15 protein-coding genes and 1 other RNA gene are annotated in these 18588 nt (G+C 63.0%); 1 reads left to right on the top strand and 15 read right to left on the bottom strand.

The genetic code is table 11. The annotated features are described in order from the left end of the window. Window positions 1-12 precede the first annotated feature (12 nt). Window positions 13-1224, top strand: a complete 1212-nt coding sequence (locus SALLO_RS0102755) for a hypothetical protein (RefSeq protein WP_022834798.1) — start codon at window positions 13-15, stop codon at window positions 1222-1224. A gap of 92 nt (window positions 1225-1316) precedes the next feature. On the opposite strand, the gene SALLO_RS0102750 is transcribed toward SALLO_RS0102755, so the two are convergent. The 15 genes from SALLO_RS0102750 to infB form a co-directional block, all read right to left on the bottom strand. Then, window positions 1317-3284 carry an aconitate hydratase gene (locus SALLO_RS0102750; RefSeq protein WP_022834797.1) on the bottom strand — a complete coding sequence of 656 codons (1968 nt, stop codon included), beginning with the start codon at window positions 3282-3284 and terminating at the stop codon, window positions 1317-1319. A 198-nt stretch (window positions 3285-3482) separates the two neighbouring features. After that, window positions 3483-3895: RNase P RNA component class A (rnpB, locus tag SALLO_RS17950), an RNA gene on the bottom strand. Window positions 3896-4002: 107 nt separating this feature from the next. Next, window positions 4003-4779, bottom strand: coding sequence for a zinc ribbon domain-containing protein (locus SALLO_RS0102745; protein ID WP_022834796.1), 777 nt, complete (start codon window positions 4777-4779; stop codon window positions 4003-4005). Between the two features lie 185 nt (window positions 4780-4964). Beyond that, window positions 4965-5303: a hypothetical protein gene (locus SALLO_RS18355; protein ID WP_157621168.1), complete on the bottom strand. Its 339-nt coding sequence runs from the start codon at window positions 5301-5303 to the stop codon at window positions 4965-4967. Between the two features lie 300 nt (window positions 5304-5603). Then, entirely contained in the window at window positions 5604-6899 is a 1296-nt protein-coding gene (locus SALLO_RS14735) for a peptidoglycan DD-metalloendopeptidase family protein (protein ID WP_084696114.1), read from the bottom strand. A 104-nt stretch (window positions 6900-7003) separates the two neighbouring features. Then, entirely contained in the window at window positions 7004-7597 is a 594-nt protein-coding gene (locus tag SALLO_RS14730; protein ID WP_022834794.1) for a cob(I)yrinic acid a,c-diamide adenosyltransferase, read from the bottom strand. 43 nt (window positions 7598-7640) lie between these two features. After that, window positions 7641-8465, bottom strand: coding sequence for an ABC transporter ATP-binding protein (locus SALLO_RS14725; protein ID WP_022834793.1), 825 nt, complete (start codon window positions 8463-8465; stop codon window positions 7641-7643). Further along, window positions 8458-9216 carry a segregation and condensation protein A gene (locus SALLO_RS0102715; RefSeq protein ID WP_028566820.1) on the bottom strand — a complete coding sequence of 253 codons (759 nt, stop codon included), beginning with the start codon at window positions 9214-9216 and terminating at the stop codon, window positions 8458-8460. Before SALLO_RS0102715 ends, SALLO_RS14725 begins: the two co-directional genes overlap by 8 nt. Before the next feature lie 42 nt (window positions 9217-9258). Next, window positions 9259-10239: a UDP-glucose 4-epimerase GalE gene (galE, locus tag SALLO_RS0102710; RefSeq protein ID WP_022834791.1), complete on the bottom strand. Its 981-nt coding sequence runs from the start codon at window positions 10237-10239 to the stop codon at window positions 9259-9261. A gap of 108 nt (window positions 10240-10347) precedes the next feature. After that, window positions 10348-12495 carry a polyribonucleotide nucleotidyltransferase gene (gene pnp, locus SALLO_RS0102705; protein ID WP_022834790.1) on the bottom strand — a complete coding sequence of 716 codons (2148 nt, stop codon included), beginning with the start codon at window positions 12493-12495 and terminating at the stop codon, window positions 10348-10350. A gap of 192 nt (window positions 12496-12687) precedes the next feature. After that, window positions 12688-12954, bottom strand: coding sequence for a 30S ribosomal protein S15 (rpsO, locus tag SALLO_RS0102700; RefSeq protein ID WP_022834789.1), 267 nt, complete (start codon window positions 12952-12954; stop codon window positions 12688-12690). A 123-nt stretch (window positions 12955-13077) separates the two neighbouring features. Continuing rightward, entirely contained in the window at window positions 13078-14013 is a 936-nt protein-coding gene (locus tag SALLO_RS0102695) for a bifunctional riboflavin kinase/FAD synthetase (RefSeq protein ID WP_022834788.1), read from the bottom strand. A 28-nt stretch (window positions 14014-14041) separates the two neighbouring features. After that, complete coding sequence (gene truB / locus SALLO_RS0102690; RefSeq protein WP_022834787.1) at window positions 14042-14779, bottom strand: tRNA pseudouridine(55) synthase TruB; 738 nt, start codon at window positions 14777-14779, stop codon at window positions 14042-14044. An 11-nt stretch (window positions 14780-14790) separates the two neighbouring features. Then, complete coding sequence (rbfA, locus tag SALLO_RS0102685) at window positions 14791-15192, bottom strand: 30S ribosome-binding factor RbfA (protein ID WP_022834786.1); 402 nt, start codon at window positions 15190-15192, stop codon at window positions 14791-14793. A 115-nt stretch (window positions 15193-15307) separates the two neighbouring features. Next, on the bottom strand, window positions 15308-18478 hold the full coding sequence (gene infB / locus SALLO_RS0102680; protein WP_022834785.1) for a translation initiation factor IF-2: 3171 nt from the start codon (window positions 18476-18478) through the stop codon (window positions 15308-15310). Between the last annotated feature and the right edge of the window lie 110 nt (window positions 18479-18588).

The raw sequence follows: 18588 nt of genomic DNA, 5'->3' as shown, positions 1-18588 counted from the left end.
CCCTTTACCGTCATGTACAAACCAACGGGTGCTCTCCACCATTCATCTTCTGCCCTTCGGCGCATTGCCCTGGGCCTTCTGCTCATCCTTTTGGCTGCGCCAACCGCATACGCCCAAGACGCCGAAACCGTCCAAACGCTGCTTCCCGAGCTCACGCTTGGGGCCCAAGTGATGCAAGGGGCGCAGTTCATCCAAACCGAAAATCCGGGCCCAGAGGGCAATGCCGAGTTTGGCTTCCAGCGCGTCCGGTTTAACTTCACCATCGATGCGCGCTTCCACGAGCGCATCACCGCAACAGTCGATCTCGGCCACGAGCCGAACGACTTCGGCGGTAACTTCGCGCCGGTCGTCGATTACGCTGCGCTCGACCTCGCGCTCTCCGATCACTACGTGCTGCGCCTCGGCACGCCCGTGGTGGGATTGTTCAACTTCCGCGGCTATTCCGATGGAGCGGCCGTGCAGGCGAATCCCCTGATTGGCAACTCGCCCATCGACTTCTTGACGGCAGAAACCGGCGTGCAGCTCGTGGGCACGTACGGAGCGTCGAGCTTCGACCTCACGGTCACGTCGCCCACCTTCTTTGAAACGTTTGCGCCGGGCACGGGACTCTCGCTCATTGCCCGCGGGCGCACGTCGCTCGGCGAGCAGTTGCAGGTTGGCGTTGCCATCGGACAGGGCACGAATCAAGTGGGCGGCGACCGCGCCAACTGGATCTTGGGCGACGGCGAGAACTACGTGGTGGGCACGCGCGGCCAGCCCAACCGCTACACGCATGCGTACTTGCTGCCCGGCGTTCAGCCCACGTTTTTGGCGGCCGATCTCCGCTTTTCGAGCGAGCGCCTCGTGCTGGATGCCTGGGGCGGCTTTGCCACCGAGCCGTACAGCTTTGCCACCGCGAGCGGTGCCCCCACCACGCCGCGCCTGGGCACGGCCGGACTGGTGGAAGAAACGAGTCAGATGTGGTGGGGCGGCACGACGGTTAAGCTGAATGCGTCGGAGGCCTTCTACGTCGCCTCGCGGGCTTCGTATGCGGCGAATAGTTCGTCGTGGGCTCCCAGCGACGAAACCGGCCTCTTCCGATTGCAAGTCGGGTTTGGGGTAAACTTCTGGGACGTTGCGCGCTGGAAAGTGGCAGGCGTCTCGCAGTGGGAAGGCCGCAACAGCCCCGGTCAGCTGGGCGAGCAGTGGTACGGCGCCGTTACCGAACTTTCCGTGAGCCTCTAGCCTCCTCGTACAGCAGGACGTCCACCAAAAAAGCGGGAGCCTCCGTACCTGGAGGCTCCCGCTTGTGGTTGGTCACACCAGCCGCGCTGTGTTTATGCGCGGGCGTCGGTAAATTCTTTCTTCACGACGCTGATCTGGCTGCCTTCCAGCACCATCTCCAGCTCGCGCTCCGAGAGGTCGTGCTCCGTGACGTAGGTTTCATCCTTCGTCGCGTTGTAGACCTCGACGGTGGAGCCGTCTTGAATCGTCTCACGGAGATTCCGCAGCTGCAGCGTATCGCCCTGCTCGATCTTCTCGTGATCGGCTGGATCTTTAAACATCAACGGCAGAATGCCGAAGTTGGCCAGGTTCTGCCGGTGGATGCGCGCGAAGCTCTCCACGATCTTGACGCGCGTGCCCAGGTAGCGCGGTGCAATGGCCGCATGCTCGCGGCTGGAGCCCTGGCCGTAGTTGCTGCCCGCCACAATGGCAAACCCGTTCTCCTGATGCTCCATGGCCCGGTCGTAGAACGTCTCGTCGACCTGCTCGAAAACGAATTTGCTGATTTCCGGGATGTTGGAGCGGTACGGCAGGATCCGTGAGCCGGCCGGCATAATCTCGTCGGTCGAGACGTCGTCGCCCACCTTGAGCAGCACCGGTACGTCGAGCGCGTCGGGCAGCGGCGCAAATTCAGGGAGCGACACCACGTTGGGGCCCTTCTCCAGCTCCAGATCTTCGGCTTCCTCGGCCGATGGTGGCTCAACGAGCTGATCGGTGTTGATGGTGATCTCCTCGGGCTCTTGCACGTGCGGGTACGACATCCCGTAGATCTCTTCCAGATCGCGGGGGTCCGTAATCTTGCCCGTGAGCGCTGAAGCGGCCGCCGTCTCGGGGCTTACGAGGTACACGGCGTCCTCCTTGGTGCCCGAGCGGCCCGGGAAGTTGCGCGGAACGGTGCGCAGCGCGATGCGCCCGGTGGCTGGCGCTTGCCCCATGCCAATGCATCCGTTGCATCCGGCCTGGTGGATGCGCCCGCCGGAGCGCGTCAGCATTTGCAGGTGGCCGGTGTTCATCAGGTTCTCGAGAATCTGTCGCGAGGTGGGGTTAATGTCCCACGAGACGCGGTCGTGTACCTGCTTGCCGTCCACGATCTCTGCCGCCACGGCAAAGTCGCGGAAGCCGGGGTTGGCCGACGACCCGACGTAGCTCTGGTAGATTTCCTGGCCTTCCACCTCACGCACCGGCACCACGTTGCCCGGACTGCTGGGCTTGGCGATGAGCGGCACGAGCTCCGAGAGGTCGATCTCTTCGTAGACGTCGTAATCGGCATCCGCGTCGGCCCTTACTTCGCGCCAGTCGTCTTCGCGGCCCTGCGAGCGCAAGAAGCGCTTCACCTCTTCATCGGACGGAAAGACCGTGCTGGTGGCGCCCAGCTCGGTGCCCATATTGGCAATGACGTGGCGGTCCATGCAGCTCAGGGTATCGAGCCCTGGGCCGTAGTACTCAATGATGCGGTTCACGCCGCCATCCACGTCGTGGCGCCGCAGCATCTCCAAGATCACATCTTTGGCACTCACCCAATCAGGCAGCTCGCCTGTCAGCTTCACCCCCCAAATCTCGGGCATGCGAATCGTGTATGGCTTCCCGGCCATGGCCATGGCTACATCGAGCCCGCCGGCACCAATCGCCAACATGCCCAGGGCTCCCGCGGCCGGCGTGTGGCTATCCGAGCCAATCAGCGTTTTGCCCGGCTTGCCAAAGCGCTCCTGGTGCACCGGGTGGCTGACGCCATTGCCGGGGCGGCTGTACCACACACCAAACTTCTTGCACGCGCTGCGAAGAAAGAGATGATCGTCCGGATTCTTGAAGTCCGACTGAATGAGGTTGTGATCGACGTACTGCGCGGAAAGCTCGGTTTGCACGCGCGGGATGCCCATCGCCTCAAATTCGAGCATCACCATGGTGCCCGTAGCATCCTGCGTAAGCGTCTGATCCATCGTCAGACTAATTTCCTCGCCTACGCTGAGGGTACCGTCGGCAAGATGGCTTTCGATGAGCTTTTCTGCGACGTTTTTGCCCATGGGATTGTAGCAATCGGTTAGGGGTTATGTGCGCTACAACATCCAATGCGTGAGCACCTCGGAAGACGTGAATCGGGTGTAATAATTGCGTATGTTGGCCGCATGAGTGGCCGTACCGAGCGGTCGCTATACGCTACGGCCCATCACGCTGCAGAACGACCCGAAGATAGGGATAAACAAAGATGGGGATAAACAAAAAAAGAACACGAGCCTGTAAGCCGAATTCTGTCTGCCGAGGCGCCGCGTGGACGCACCGGGAGGCTATCATCTATCTGGGACGCCGGTTGCCCGGCGCCTCAAGCGGTCGACCTGCGTCGTACGCGATGGGCCACCGCGGCCTGTGCGCTGCACAGGACGAACGCGTCTTGACCTTGCACCCCGTGGGTTTTGCCTGGCCGCCTTCGTCACCGAAGACGCCGGTGCGCTCTTACCGCACCCTTTCACCCCTTACCGCGGGCGCTGGGCCCGGGGCGGGACTCCTCTCTGTTGCATGTGCCGTCGTCGTGCCGAAGCACGACGCCTTCCCGTTAGGAAGCACGGTGCCCGCTGGTGTTCGGACTTTCCTCACCGCTGCCCGATCGGGTCAACGGAGCGACAGCCCGGCTCGTGTTCTATAGGCAGTGTACATGATGGGGCCGCGGATGGTGCCGGCCCGGGCTGGATGGAACGATGCGGGAGCCCAATTTAGGGCGTACCGGCAGGTGTCCTCACGCAGCGGCTACTCCAAATCCAGTTGCTTCTGCATGTCCTCGATGGTTTGCTCGTAGAGCTCCTGGTCGACGATGATGCGCCCGGTATGCTCGCAGGCCACGATGCGCTTGCGCTTGCGAATTTCGACCTGGCGCTGAGGCGGCACCGCAAAACCGGCCGCGGCCCCGCGCTTTAGCGGCACAACCGCCCGCCCATCACGCAGCCGGTCGCGCAGCTTCGTGTACGCATTCAGGTAGCGGTCGTCGACGGCCGCTTGTGCTTCCTCACGGATGCCTTCGAGGGCCTCTTCTTCGGCCTTCGTTTCGGCGAGGACCTCATCGAGCTTTTCGCGCTTTTCCTCAAGCACCGTCGTCAGGTCGTCCAGGCGCTCCTTCGTATCCTCGATGGCTTCTTCGTGCGCCTCGATGGTGCGCTCGGCATTGGCCGAAGCCTTCTCGGCATTTGAGATGCGTTCCTTCTGCGCTTCAATTTCTTTCGTGAGGGCCTCAAACTCACGATTGTTGCGCACCTGCAACTGTTGATCTTCATACTTGTCGATTTGCAACTCGGCCTCTTTCAGCGTGCGCTCGGCCTTGCGTTTGGCGTCTTTCTTCTCTTCAAGCTCTTCCTGGTAGTTCTCCAGACGCGTCTCAAGCCCCATCTTCTCATCCTGCAGGTCTTGAATCTCGTCCGGAAGGTCGCCACGCAGTTTATGAATCTGGGCGATCCGGTTGTCGATGTGCTGCAACCGAACCAGCGCGCGCAACTGATCTTCGGTTGTCGACTTTTTCTGAACGGTGGCCATAAGGCTGATAGTTGTGAGCGTATACGCTGGAGTGCTGAGAATATATCCTCATCTGTAAATAACGAAAACCACCGCCATGGGTTCGCCACGACGGTGGACCGTGTTTCTATTTTGTGCAAATCCTTTGTGCCCAAAGGATCCACAGGAGACGAAACTTCCCTTAGCTTAGTGCAAGGAAACGCAGCCTATGCCTTGGACGACGTGCGCGGGACCGTAAAGTCGAAGATGGAGCGCGTCTCGTCCACATCGCGCTCCAACTTGATGGTAATCGTGAGCTTCTGGTGCTCTTTGTCTACCGCCGTAACCCCTATGCCCACCGGCGTCCAACCGTGCGAGATAGCGTCGTTTAGCTTTTCCAGTGCGTAGTTGCCCTGTGGCGTTTGCACTACCTTAATCACGCGCCGCTCTTTTGCCGGTTCGCGCTTGGTTGAACGAGAGGGCGTCGCAGGCTGTGGTGCTGTTGCTTCCTCATTCAGTAGTGGATCGGATGACGGGTCGCCGAAGAGTTGTTTTGCACTGCGCATAATGACGGAGGAGGTCTGTTAAAGAAGCCTTTTGCGTCTGCCGAGTACGTACCACGACTGTGAGCTTTGGGGTTAGCAAATGCACACACCGTTTCCTGTGCCGCTGTCACACAGTATCAACAACATCCGTTCCGCACTAATGCGGAGGTTGCAATGTAGGGATTTTCCCTACAAGGGGTGCGTACACGTTTCGTTACAATCGCGCCTTTTGGCGGGATGGCTTCTTGCGGTTGCGTTAACAGCCGTTGACTCGTGTTACTTTTTGGTACAATTTGTAACGACGCAAGAGGCAATTATTTCTTATCCAACCTGCGAAATAGCGGGGGCGTACCGCTCGGTGATCATATGGCGCGGCTTGACATACGGCAAGAGGCGATCCACCAGCCGATCGTAGGCCGCGCGGTACGTGGGGTTCACCGGTCGCTCGGGCGGCATCTCGACGTCGCGCGAGTCCACCGGCTCGCCGTTTTTCCAGAAGTGGTAGTGCAGGTGCGGCCCCGTCGCCAGTCCGGTGCTGCCCACGTAGCCAATGACTTGGCCTTGCTTAACGTGCGTGCCGGCCCGTACCCCATCGGCGATGTCGGTCAGGTGCAGGTAGCCGGTGGTGTACACGCTGTTGTGGCGAATTTTGACGTAGTTGCCGTTGTAGCGCCCGTACCCGGCTTCGGTCACGAACCCGTCGCCCACGCTGTGCACGGGCGTACCGGTGGGCGCGGCATAATCGGTTCCTAAGTGCGCGCGCCGCCGCCCCAGCACCGGATGCAGCCGGCTGCGTTGAAAGCCCGAGCTGATGCGCGTGTAGCGCAGCGGTGCCTTCAACAGTGCCCGCTGCAGGCTCTGCCCGGCCCGGTCGTAATAGGTCGCGCCGGTGCCATCATCAAAGCGGAAGGCGTAAAACGGCTCCCCCCGGTGCTCAAAGTATGCCGCCACGACGGCCCCGGGCCCTATGACTTCGCCATCCACGGACTGCTGTTCGTACAGCACCCGAAACCGATCGCCCGGACGCAGCTGGAAGAAGTCGATTTGCCAAGCATACACCTCCGAGAGGGCAAGCGCGAGTTCTGGCGAAGCATTGGCGTCCATGAGCGTTGCGTAGAGCGACGACTGAATGACGCCGCTTGCGGTCTTCCAGTTCGTCTGTACCGGACGGGTGCGCTTGAACGAACGCTCGGGGCGCAGCACGTCGTACACCACATACAACACGGGGCTGCGCTGATACACCAGGTAGCGCGCCTGCCCAAGCCAGGGATCTACGTACACCTGATAGGCATCGCCCGTGCGAAAGTCGCGCACGTCGAATACGTCGCGGGTTTGCTCCGCCACCGCCACAATTTGTGCGTACGGCACGTTGTAATCCAGCAGCAGGTCGGCAAACGTCTGATACCGGTCGATGCGGTGCCGGTCGACGTTGAAACCGGTCACGGGCAGCCCAAACCGATCGACGGCCGCGGTCCGCTCGGGCGGCGACGCCGCGTACGATGCCGAAGAAGCGCCTCCGTCAGCCGAGAGCCGCGGCATCAGGAGCCAAACGAGGGCCGCGAGTGTTCCCAGGCTAATGAACAGGAGTGACCGTGAGCGTGTCATTGCAGCGGGCATACAAGAGACCGTGGGTGGGAGCAAGCAGGATGCGTCGTGCTACGTTAAAGCAAACAAGACGCTGCGGGGATGAATATCAAGCCCTGTGCCGGTGTCGTTGCGGCTTAGGAGGTCTCCTCGGCCGCTGCATCCGAAGACGTGGAAGCACCCGTCCAGCGCTCCTCGCGCGTGCCGGCCTGCCGATTGGCCCAGCGCGCCAGCACGAAAAAGAGATCCGAGAGCCGGTTGAGGTACGTGAGCGCGTGCTCATTGAGCGGGGTGGACGCGCTGGCCTGCACGCCCAGGCGCTCGGCCCGGCGGCACACCGTGCGCGCCGTGTGAAGGGCCGCCGCTCCAGGGGTGCCGCCCGGCAGAATGAAGTTTTTCAGCGCCGGCAGATCGTCTTCAAACGCGTCGATGTGTGCCTCCAACACGTCAACGTGGGCCACTTTCACCCGCGGCACTACCGGCTTGGCATCGGTGGGCGTGGCCAAATCGGCGCCCACTACAAACAGGTCGTTTTGCACATCACTAAGCACGGCGTCCAGCCGGTCGTTGCCCAGCGACGCTTGCAGGTGCGCGCGCGCCAATCCAACGAACGAGTTCACCTCGTCGACCGTGCCGTAGGCGTCGATGCGCGGATGGCCTTTGCGCACGCGCTCGCCCCCAAACAGGGCCGTGGTGCCGTCGTCGCCGGTGCGGGTGTAGATTTTGGGCATAGCAGGCTGAACGTTCTGAAGGATCAATGCGTCAGGTCGCACGCTACCGAGTGGCCCTCGTTTCCTGGGCGGGCAGCGCGTCGTGATACGTGATGCGGAGCTGTCCATCGGGGGCCGCATCTACCGAGGCCCGCATGCGAAAGACCTCGGCGATGCACGCGGGCGTCAGCACGTCGGCCGGCGCCCCGTGCGCCACGATACGGCCCGCCTTCATCACCAGCATGGAATCGGCAAAATGCGCCGCGCGCTCCAGATCGTGCACAATAGCCAGCACCGTGCGGCCGCCATCCACCAGGGCGCGCACCTGGCGGAGCAAGGCGTACTGATAGTGCACGTCGAGGTGAGCGGTGGGCTCATCGAGCACAAACAACTTCGGATTTTGCACAAAGGCTTGTGCCAGAAACGCCCGCTGCAGCTCGCCGCCGCTCAGGGTATGCACCGATCGATCGTCGTAGCCCTGCAGGTCGACGCGCGCCAGCGCATCGTCCAGCCGTTCCGCGTCGCCGCGCGACATGCTTAGCCATCCGCTGTGGGGCAGCTGCCCCATCTGCACCAGCTCGCGCACGGTAAAGTCGAACGCCAGGCGGGGCGCTTGCTGCACCACCGCCATCTGTTGGGCGCGGGCCCGGTCGGATAGCGACGCCAGCGGCTCGCCATGCGCGTGCACGGTTCCACGGTGCGGCAACACACCCGTGATGGCGCGCACGATGGTCGTTTTTCCGCACCCATTGGGCCCCACGAGGCTCGTCCACGTTCCTGTAGGCAAGGTAAACGATGCCTCGTCCACAATGGTCGTACCTCCCAGGACGACCGACAGATCGCGGACGGAAAGGGCCGGCCGGGCGTCATCCATGCGATCCTCATCCATGCGATTCGTGCGCAGCGGCTGCAAGCGACTCGCGCGGTTCAATGACAAAGGCCGTGGGATCTTCTCCGATGTACAGGTGAACGTGCTGCTGACGCGCCAGCTCCAGCACAGCCAGGAAGGTGGCGATCACAAACGGCTTGGTGCGTCGCTGCACGAGCGTCTTGAAGATGATTTGTTGCTCGGTCGCCAGCCGTTCCATCACGTAGGTCTGCTGCTGCTCCATGTTGTACGCCAGCGGCTCCACCTCGTGCACCACCGGTCCTTCGTCTTCCGCATCGGAGGCGGTGAGGAGCCAGCCCAGCGCCTGCACCAGATCGTACACCGAGCCGTCTACGCTGACCTCGTGGTTGGCCTCCGCCACGTTCCGGTCCATGGCCACGTCGCGCCGTGTGTAGCGCGCCAGGCGGTCTTCTTGCTTGAGCGCCAGCTGCTCGGCGGCCTCTTTAAACCGCACGTATTCGAGCAGGCGTTCCACCAGCTCGCGCCGCGGATCGACGCCCTCGCCCTCCTCCTCATCAGACGCATCGCTGGGCAGGAGCGTGCGCGCCTTGATGTTGATGAGGAGCGCAGCCATGTAGATAAAGTCGGCGACGCCGTCGAGGTCAATGTCTTCCATCACGCGGACGTACGCCAGGTACTCGTCGGCGATGTCGGCGATGGGAATGTCGTGGATGTCGACCTCGTCCCGGCGAATGAAGTAGAGGAGCAGGTCCATAGGCCCCTCAAACTGCTGCAGCTCAACCCGATACATGGGCATGGGCGGTCAGTTCGGAAAACACGCGGCGCGTCCGCATCAATCGTCGTAGCCGTGGGGATGCTTCTGATGCCATTGCCAGGCGGTTTCGATGATCGTTTCGAGGGCTGGATACTGCGGCGCCCACCCCAGGTCGTCGCGTATTTCGTCGCTACTGGCAATGAGGGTGTCCGGATCGCCCGGGCGCCGGTCGCTCACGGTGGCCGGAATGTCGCGGCCCGTCACGGCACGCGCCGTTTCGATGACTTCGCGCACGCTGTAGCCCCGGCCGTTGCCCAGGTTGTACGTGCAGCTTCCGTCGCCCAGCGCTTCGAGCGCGCGGATGTGCGCATCGGCCAGGTCGAGGACGTGGATGTAGTCGCGCACACAGGTGCCATCGGGCGTGTCGTAGTCGTCGCCAAAGATGGAGAGCCCGTCGCGCTGCCCGAGGGCCACTTCCAGCACGATGGGGATGAGGTGCGTTTCGGGATCGTGGTCTTCGCCCAGGTCTTCGTGCGCGGCCCCGGCGGCATTGAAGTAGCGGAGCGCAGCAAAGCGCATCGTATCGAGTGCGTCCATCCAGTGCAGAATGCGCTCCAGGATGAACTTCGACTCGCCGTACGGGCTGCCGGGGTCGATCCGTTCGGACGCGTCGATGGGCACCTGCTCGGGGGTTCCGAACAGGTTGGCGGTGGAGGAGAGGATGAAGCGCTCCACATTGTGCGCGGCCGCCGAGCGGATCAGGTTGAGGCCGCAGCGCACGTTACGGTCGAGGTATAGGAAGGGCTCCTCCATCGACTCGCCCACGAGCGTGTGCGAGGCAAAGTGCATCACGGCGTCGGGGCGGTGAGCCTGCATCACGTCGTCGATGGTGGCGCGGTCGTCGAGGTCGCCCCGGACGAACGCGGCCGCCGGGTGGACCGCCGCGCGGTGCCCCTGCGACAGGTTATCGAGCACGACGACGTCGTAGCCTGCCTTCACGAGCTGATGCACGCACGTGCTGCCAATGTATCCGGCCCCGCCGGTTACGAGGATGTTCATTACGATGGAAATCAAAAGAGAGTGCCTGTGAGTGGTGCCATACAACAAAGGCGAGGATCCGCTGATGGATCCCCGCCCCTGATGCGTTTCTGCAGCGATGGCCGCGTGTTACGGCTGGCCGTTGCTGGCGTCTTCGCCTTTCGCCACAAAGGGCTTGCGCGTCAGACGCATCTTGCCATCGTCGCGCACCTCCAGCAGGTGAACCTTCACCTTGTCGCCCACCTTCAGGTGCTCGCTGATGTCTTCCACGTAGTCGTGCGAGATTTCGGAGACGTGCAAGAGCCCGGTCTTGTCGGGCATGATCTCGATGAACGCTCCAAAGTCGCGGATGCTCTTCACCGTGCCGATGTAGTCCTCACCGGCTTCGGGCACCGCCACAATCTGCTTGATCCGCTCAATGGCGGCTTCCGCATCGGCCTGGTTCTTGGCCGCAATGGTGACGTAGCCGACGCCCTCATCTTCCTCGATGGTGACCTCGGTGTTCGTCTCTTTCTGGATGCTCTTCACAACCTTGCCGCCCGGTCCAATCACGGCCCCGATGTGCTCGGGATCAATCGTGATCTTCGTGAGGCGCGGTGCGGTTGCCGAGAGCTCGCCCCGTGGCGCGTCGATGGTCTCTTCCATCGCGTCCAGGATGTGGCTGCGTGCTTCGCGGGCCTGCTTCAGGGCCTTCAGCAGCACATCGCGCGAGAGCCCGCTGATCTTCATGTCCATCTGGCATGCGGTGATGCCGTCGCGGGTGCCCGTGATCTTGAAGTCCATGTCGCCCAGGTGATCTTCCTGACCGAGGATATCCGTCAGCACGCGGGTGTTCTCGCCGTCGGTAACGAGGCCCATCGCGATGCCGGCCACCGGCTTCTTCAGCGGCACACCGGCGTCCATCATGGCGAGGCTGCCCGCACACACGCTGGCCATCGACGAGGAGCCGTTCGACTCCGTTACGTCGGCGTTGATGCGAATGACGTACGGGAACGTGTCCTGATCGGGCACCATGGGACGCAGCGCGCGCTCGGCGAGCATGCTGTGGCCAATCTCGCGGCGCTTCGGTCCGCGCAGGAAACCGGCTTCGCCAACCGAGAACGGCGGGAAGCGGTAGTGCAGGTAGAACGACTTGTCGGCTTCGTCGAACACTTCGTCCACCGGCTGCACGTCCTTCGACGTTCCCAGCGTGACCGACCCCAGCACTTGCGTTTCGCCACGGGTAAAGATGGCCGATCCGTGGACGCGCGGCAGGTAGCCCACCTCCATCCACAGGTTGCGCACCTCGTCGAGGCTGCGCCCGTCGAGGCGGCGGCCGTCGTGGAGGATCATCTCGCGCATCTTGGTCTTCTCAACGGCGCCCACCGCATCGCGAACGTCGCCCGCGGTGTAACCTTCCGGCGTGGTGCGCTCGTCGCCCAGCAGTTCATCCACGGCGTCGCTCTTGATCTCGTCGATGCCGGTGTAGAAGGATTCCTTGCTGTACGGCGCCCGCACGTGGTCGGCCACGCGCTGCCCAAACTGCTCGCTGATTTTCGCCACGAGGGCCTCGGGCACCACGTCGGCCGTCCAGTCCATGGGTTCCGGCGTGCCAAACGCCTCCATCAGGTCGTGCTGGCCGCTGCACAGCGTGCGGATCGACTCGTGCGCGACGTCCAGCGCGTCGATCATTTCCTCCTCGCTGATCTCGTGCGCCTCGCCCTCAACCATCACCAGCGCATCTTGCTTGCCGGCAACGATGAGGTCCATGTCGCTCGCTGCCGTCTCTTCGAGCGTGGGATTGACGATGAAATCGCCCTCTACGCGGCCCACGCGCACTTCGGCAATGGGGCCTTGAAACGGCGCGCCCGACAACATGAGGGCCGCGGAAGAGCCCACGCCCGCCAGGATATCCGAGTCGAAGTCGGTGCCGGCCGAGATCACGAAGTTCACCAGGTGAACGTCGTGGTAGAATCCGTCGGGAAAGAGCGGCCGGATGGCACGGTCGACGAGGCGTGCCGTGAGGGTTTCTTTGTCGGTGGGGCGGCCTTCGCGCTTGATGAATCCGCCCGGTACTTTGCCGCCAGCGGCAAATTTCTCGCGGTAGTCAACCGTGAGCGGGAAAAAGTTGGAGCCTTCGCGCGGCGAGTCGCTGATGGTGGCCGTGGAGAGCACCATCGTGTCGCCGAGGCGCACAACAACGGCCCCGTCGGCCTGCTTGGCGATGCGCCCCGTTTCCAGGGACATCGTTTTGCCCGGCGCGAATGCGATTTCTTGAATGGTTGCTTGCGGTGTCATAACACGTAGTCTCGTTTGGTCAATCGGCACCGCCCGTCGAATGCGCGTCGGGGCGGCGGGTCAACATCGCGGGCACAACGCGCGCTGCCCGTGCTACTGCTGCGAGGGGTGATGCGCGGCAGGCGGCATACACACGCCCGCGGCCCACCCAAACAGCAACGGCGCCCTGCATGAGCGCCGTCGTCGTTGATTCTATTTGCGCAAGCCGAGTTCGCCAATGATGGCGCGGTAGCGCTCAATGTCGCGGTCCATCAGGTAGTTGAGGAGGCGACGCCGCTTACCGACCAGCTTCAGAAGGCCCTGGCGGGTGGAAAAGTCCTTCGGATGCTCCTTGAGGTGCTCCGTCAGGCGCTCAATGCGCTTCGTAAAAATGGCGATTTGCACTTCGGACGTGCCCGTGTCGTCGGGTCCATCGCCGAATTGCTCAATCAGTGCTTGCTTCTCTTCCTTCGTAATCATGTGGGTTGGGGTTTATCCTCTTTAGATTATGCCATCATAAAGAAGAACCAGGCGCCAGCGACGGTGCCGGCCCAGTCTGCCAAAGTGGTGCGTTGTGGGCGCGTCGGCGCGCCAAAACGGCAATTACTTCAGCGTCTCTATAACACTTCTGCAATGAGATTCGTCGGTTGAAAGTTGCGCCACGAGCGCGTCCACCGAATCGAATTTTTGTTCGTCGCGGAGTCTTTGCAAGAATTCAACGGTGAGCGTTTGGCCGTACAGGTCGCCCGAGAAGTCGAGCAGATGCACCTCGATGGTTACGTCCATCCCGTCGAAGGTCGGCCGCCGCCCGATATTCATCATGCCGGGCTGCTTGGTGCCGCCGGGCAAGCGCACGTACGTGGCGTACACGCCCCGTTTGGGTACGAGCTTGCGCGCGTCGGCCACTGCGATGTTGGCCGTGGGATAGCCGATGGTGCGCCCGCGGCCTTCGCCATGCCGCACCGTGCCGGTAAGGGCGTACGGGCGGCCCAGCCACGTTGCGGCCTGCGCTACGTCGCCCTCGTCAAGCAAGCATGCCCGTATTTTGCTGGAGGAGACGACCGTATCGTCAACAATTTGCGCCGGAATGACGTCGACAGCAAAGCCGTGCCGGGCCCCGAGCGTGCGCAGCAGCTCCACGTCGCCCGCCCGCTTGCGCCCGAAGCGATGATCGTAGCCCACCGTAATTTCCTGCAGCCCAATGCGCGACACGAGAACGTCTTCCACGTAGGCCGTAGGCGACAGCGTCCCGAAGTCCTCGTCGAACGGCACCACCACGAAGCGGTCGAGGCCGTAGCGCGCCAACAGGTCGCCGCGCTCGTCGATGGTGGACAGCAGGGGAACGTCTTCGTCATGCACCACGCTGCGCGGATGCGGATCGAACGAAAGCAGCGTGCTAACGCCGTCGCGCGTTGCGGCGCGGTCGATCAGGTACTCAATGATGGCCTGGTGCCCGCGGTGCACGCCGTCGAACGTGCCCACCGTAACGACCGATCGGTCGTCGTGCGTGATCGCATCCCATCCAATTTCTCGTCGCATAGGCACCGGCCGCTGCCGACTGATTGCATTAGGGGTGGTCATCGAGCGCATCACAGAGCACGTCGAGGGGCCACGCATCGGCCACGCGGTACGCCCCAATCGCCGTGCGCCGGAGGGCAGTGAGGTGGGCCCCGACGCCCAGCGCCTGCCCCAGGTCGTGCGCGAGGCTCCGGATATAAGTGCCCTTCGAGCATTCGACCCGGAACGAGACGTCTGCCCCGTCGCGCGCGGTGATCGTCGCGTCGTAGATGGTTACCTGCCGGGGCGGGCGGTCTACCGTTTCGCCGCGGCGCGCTTTTTTGTACAGCCGCTCGCCGTCTACGCGCACGGCCGAGTACATCGGCGGCCGCTGCATGATGGTGCCCTGGAACGCCCCCAGGGCCTCGGCAAGCGCAGCATCGGTGATGTGCGAAGCGTCGGCGCGCGCGGTTACCGCCGTTTCGGCATCGTACGAGGGCGTCACTTCGCCCAGGCGAAGCGTGCCGGTGTAGGTTTTGCGCTGCGCCATGAACGCATCTTGCAGGCGCGTGGCCGGGCGCGCCACCAGCACAATGAGCAGGCCCGTGGCCAACGGATCAAGCGTGCCGGCATGGCCTACTTTCTTCTGCTTCGCAGCCCGACGAACGGCCCGCACCACAGCGAACGACGTATCGCCCTTGGGCTTGTCAACCAAAAACGCCGCACCGCGCGACAGGTCGCGCGGCAGTGTGCGGCCCGCGGGATACACGAGCGCTTCGTCAATGGATCGATGGGCAGCCCCTGTCACAACAGCACGCGCTACTGGTCCGACGACTCGTCGTTCGACGCCTTGGCCCGCTCGCGCATCTCGCGCTCCTTCCGGAGGCGATCAAACAGGTCCTCCATCCGCTTCGCCTTTTGCAGCGACTCGTCCAGGAAGAACTTGAGCTGCGGCACGGTGCGCAGCTGATGACGCACCCGCGAGGCCAGCTGGTCGCGCACCTCGGGCGCCAGGGCCTTCAGTTGACGAAACGTCGCCTCGCGCTTGGCCGAGGTATCGCCCAGCACGCTCGCGTACACGTAGGCAATCGACAGGTCGCCGGTTACGCGGGCGTCGGTGATGGTCACCATCGGCTGCAGCTGATCGGCGTAATTTTGCTGCAGGATGCTGGCTACTTCTCGTTGAATGAGCGCAGCGACGCGTTTTTTTCGGATGCTCATGGCAGAAGTTGGGCAAACGGTGGACGGAACGCACAAGGCGCCTGGCCGCACCACACGGCGCCGATCATGCGGCGCCGCGGTGCAGTACAACAAGGCGTGACCTATCAACGACGCGCTAGACGTCGAGCGTGCGGCGCTCCTCAACGATCTCGTAGGTTTCGAGCTCGTCGCCCACCTTGATATCGTTGAAGTTTTCGACGGACATGCCACACTCGTAGCCGCTTTGCACTTCGCGCACGTCCTCCTGGAAGCGTTTCAACGACCCGATGGTGCCGTCGTACACCACCACGCCGTCGCGAATCACGCGGATCTTGTCGTTGCGGTGGATGCGGCCGTCGGTGACGTAGCATCCGGCCACCGTGCCTACGTTGGGCACCTTGAAGATGTCGCGGACCTCGGCGCGGCCGTTCGTTTCCTCGCGGCGCTCGGGCGAGAGCATGCCTTCGAGGGCGTCGTGCACGTCTTCGATCATGTCGTAAATGATCGAGTACGTCCGGATGTCAACGTCCTCCTGATCGGCGGTGGTGCGTGCGCCCGTAGTGGGCCGCACCTGGAAGCCAAGGATGACGGCATCGGAAGCGCGCGCCAGCATGACGTCGCTCTCGGTGATGGCGCCTACGCCGCTGTGGATGATGCGCACGGCAACCTCGTCGGTCTTCAGCTTCAGCAGAGCGTCGGAGATGGCCTCGACCGAACCGCCCACATCGCCTTTCACGATGAGGTTGAGCTCGTTGAACTCGCCGGCGGCCACGCGCTCGCCAATCTGTTCGAGCGACATCTGGCTCTTGCGGCGCAGCTTCTGCTCGCGGTGGATGCGCTGGCGTTCCTGCGCAATATCGCGGGCCTCGCCTTCTTCTTGCATCGCCACAAACTGGTCGCCCACTTCCGGTGAACCGTTGCAGCCCAGCACGAGCGCCGGGTGCGAGGGGCTTGCTTCTTCGATGCGGTGGTCGCGCTCGTCAAACATGGCGCGTACGCGGCCGCTGTAGATGCCCGCCACAAACGGATCGCCCACTTTGAGCGTGCCGTTTTGCACGAGCACCGTAATTACGTTGCCGCGGCCCTTCTCCAGGCGGCTCTCGATGATGACGCCCGAGGCTTCCCGGTTGGGATTGGCCTGCAGCTCCATCAGCTCGGATTGCAGGAGCACCTTCTCCAGCAGGTCTTGCACGCCTTCACCGGTTTCTGCGGAAACCTTCGCCACCTGCACGTCGCCACCGAACTCTTCAACCAGCACATTGTGCTCGGCCAGCTCGGTCATGACACGCTGCGGGTCGGCCTCGCGCTTATCCATCTTGTTGATAGCCACCACGATGGGTACGTCGGCGGCTTGGGCGTGGTTGATGGCCTCCACCGTCTGCGGCATCACGGCGTCGTCGGCCGCAATGACGAGAATCACGATGTCGGTAGCCTTCGCGCCGCGTGCACGCATCGCCGTAAAGGCCTCGTGGCCCGGCGTGTCGAGGAAGGTGATCGCGGCATCGCCGTCGGCGCCCATGTCGGGCAGCTCCACGCGGTGCGCGCCCACGTGCTGCGTAATGCCGCCTTCCTCGCCGGCCACTACGTTCTCGTTGCGGATATAGTCAAGCAGCGAGGTCTTGCCGTGGTCCACGTGGCCCATTACGGTCACAACCGGCGCGCGGCCCACGAGGTCTTCCGGGTTGTCTTCCCGCAGCTCAATATCCGCCTGCGAGAATTCGTCGATAAACTCGACCTCCAGGTCGTATTCGGCCGCGATGTACTCGATGGTTTCGCGGTCGAGGCGCTGGTTGATGGATACCATCATGCCCGCCTCAAAGAGCGTGCTGATCACCTCGTTGACCGGCTCGCCCATGAGGTTGGCCAGCTCGCCTGTCGACACGAACTCGGTGACGCGCAGCTTCTGCTCTTCTTCGCGGCGCTCTCTACGCCGGCGCTCGCGTTCTTCCTCGTGGCGGCGACGACGGCGGCGGCGACGGCGCTGACGCGCGCGGCTCGCCCCCTGCTCCAGCTCTTGCAGCGTCTCCTGAATGGTTTGCTCGACATCTTCCTCGTCGACGTTGTCGCGCTTGCTGCGACGCTTTTTCTTCTTCTGTTGCTTCTGTTGCTTCTTCTTACGTTTGCGCTTCTCGCGCTTCTTCTTCTTATCCTCCTCTTCTTGCTTGCTCTTCTTGCGCTTGCGCTTACGCTTGCGGCGCGGACGCAGTTGGTCGAGGTCCACCTTGCCCATTACCTGGGTACCCTTCAGGCGGTAGCGGTTCGCCTTCAGTGTAGCGTCGTCCTCCTCGTCTTCGTCTGCGGCCTCGTCGTCTTCCGTGTCAGCGTCGGCCGTAGCCTCGACGTCTGCTTCATCCGCAGCGTCCTCGTCGGCGGTATCCTCGTCCGTGGCTTCGTCTGCGGCCGTTGCGTCGGTGGCTTCTGTAACCGGTGTTCCGGCTGAATCAGACGCCTCGTCGTCCGCGGCAGCAGCATCTTCGGTGTCGCCTGTGGCGTCAGCGGTTGCGTCGGTCGCTTCTTTTTCATCAGAAGCTTCGGGCGCGGCTGCCGCGCTCGCACCTGCTTCGTCAGCGGCCGATGCCTCAGGGGCCGACGCGGCTTCTGCATCGGCGGCGGCCGCCGGTTCGTCTGATGCCTCTTGTGCTTCTGCACGGGCGGCGTCTTCGCTGGTAGCTTCGGGCGCTTCCTCGGCCGCGGGTGCAGCCTCGGTGCGTTCGGCTTCATCGGCCGTCGGTTCGTCGGCTTCGTCGGACGGCGCCGGCGCCTCTGTCTCGGGCGCGGCCTCCGTCTCGGCTGTCGCTTCGGCGGATGGCTCGGGCGTGGACGCCTCGGACGCCTCCTCAGGCGGTGCGGCGTCTGCTTCAGTCGACGTATCGGCGGGGGCGCCGTCTCCAGCGGCTACCGCAGCGGAGGACGTGGCATCAGCGGGCGGCTCCTCGGACGGCTCTTCGTCCGCCGTGTCCGCCGGCGCTTCGGCTTTCGCCGACGGCTCGTCTGCAGCCTCGGCAACGGGCGGTTCCGGTTCCTCCTCTTCTTCGATGGAGGCTACGGCTTCTTGGTCGGCCGTGTCTTCGTCTTTGCTGCGCAGCTCGCGAATCCGCTCGGCCGCTTCGGCATCATCGGCGTATTCTTCGCGGAGCCGCAGGTAGGCTTCCTCATCCACAATCGAGGCGTTCAGCCCTTTGCCTTTGAGGGCGTCCTCGTACCCTTCTTCCTCAAGAAACGCGACGATGCGCTCCTCTTTGACATTCAGCTCGCGGAGGACCTTGAAAAGGCGCTTCTTCTTAAATTTCGTCTCAGTCGTCGCCATGCAATCGGTATTGTGTTACTCAATAGAGGTACTGCTGGGCCTTGCTTGAAAACCCTCCGCGGGCTTACCCACACGCTGACTTTCCAAACAGGGCTTAAAAGAAGCGGTTA

Source organism: Salisaeta longa DSM 21114 (genome assembly GCF_000419585.1).
Taxonomy (GTDB): Bacteria; Bacteroidota; Rhodothermia; order Rhodothermales; family Salinibacteraceae; genus Salisaeta; species Salisaeta longa.
This window is presented reverse-complemented; position numbering and strand designations above follow the sequence as displayed.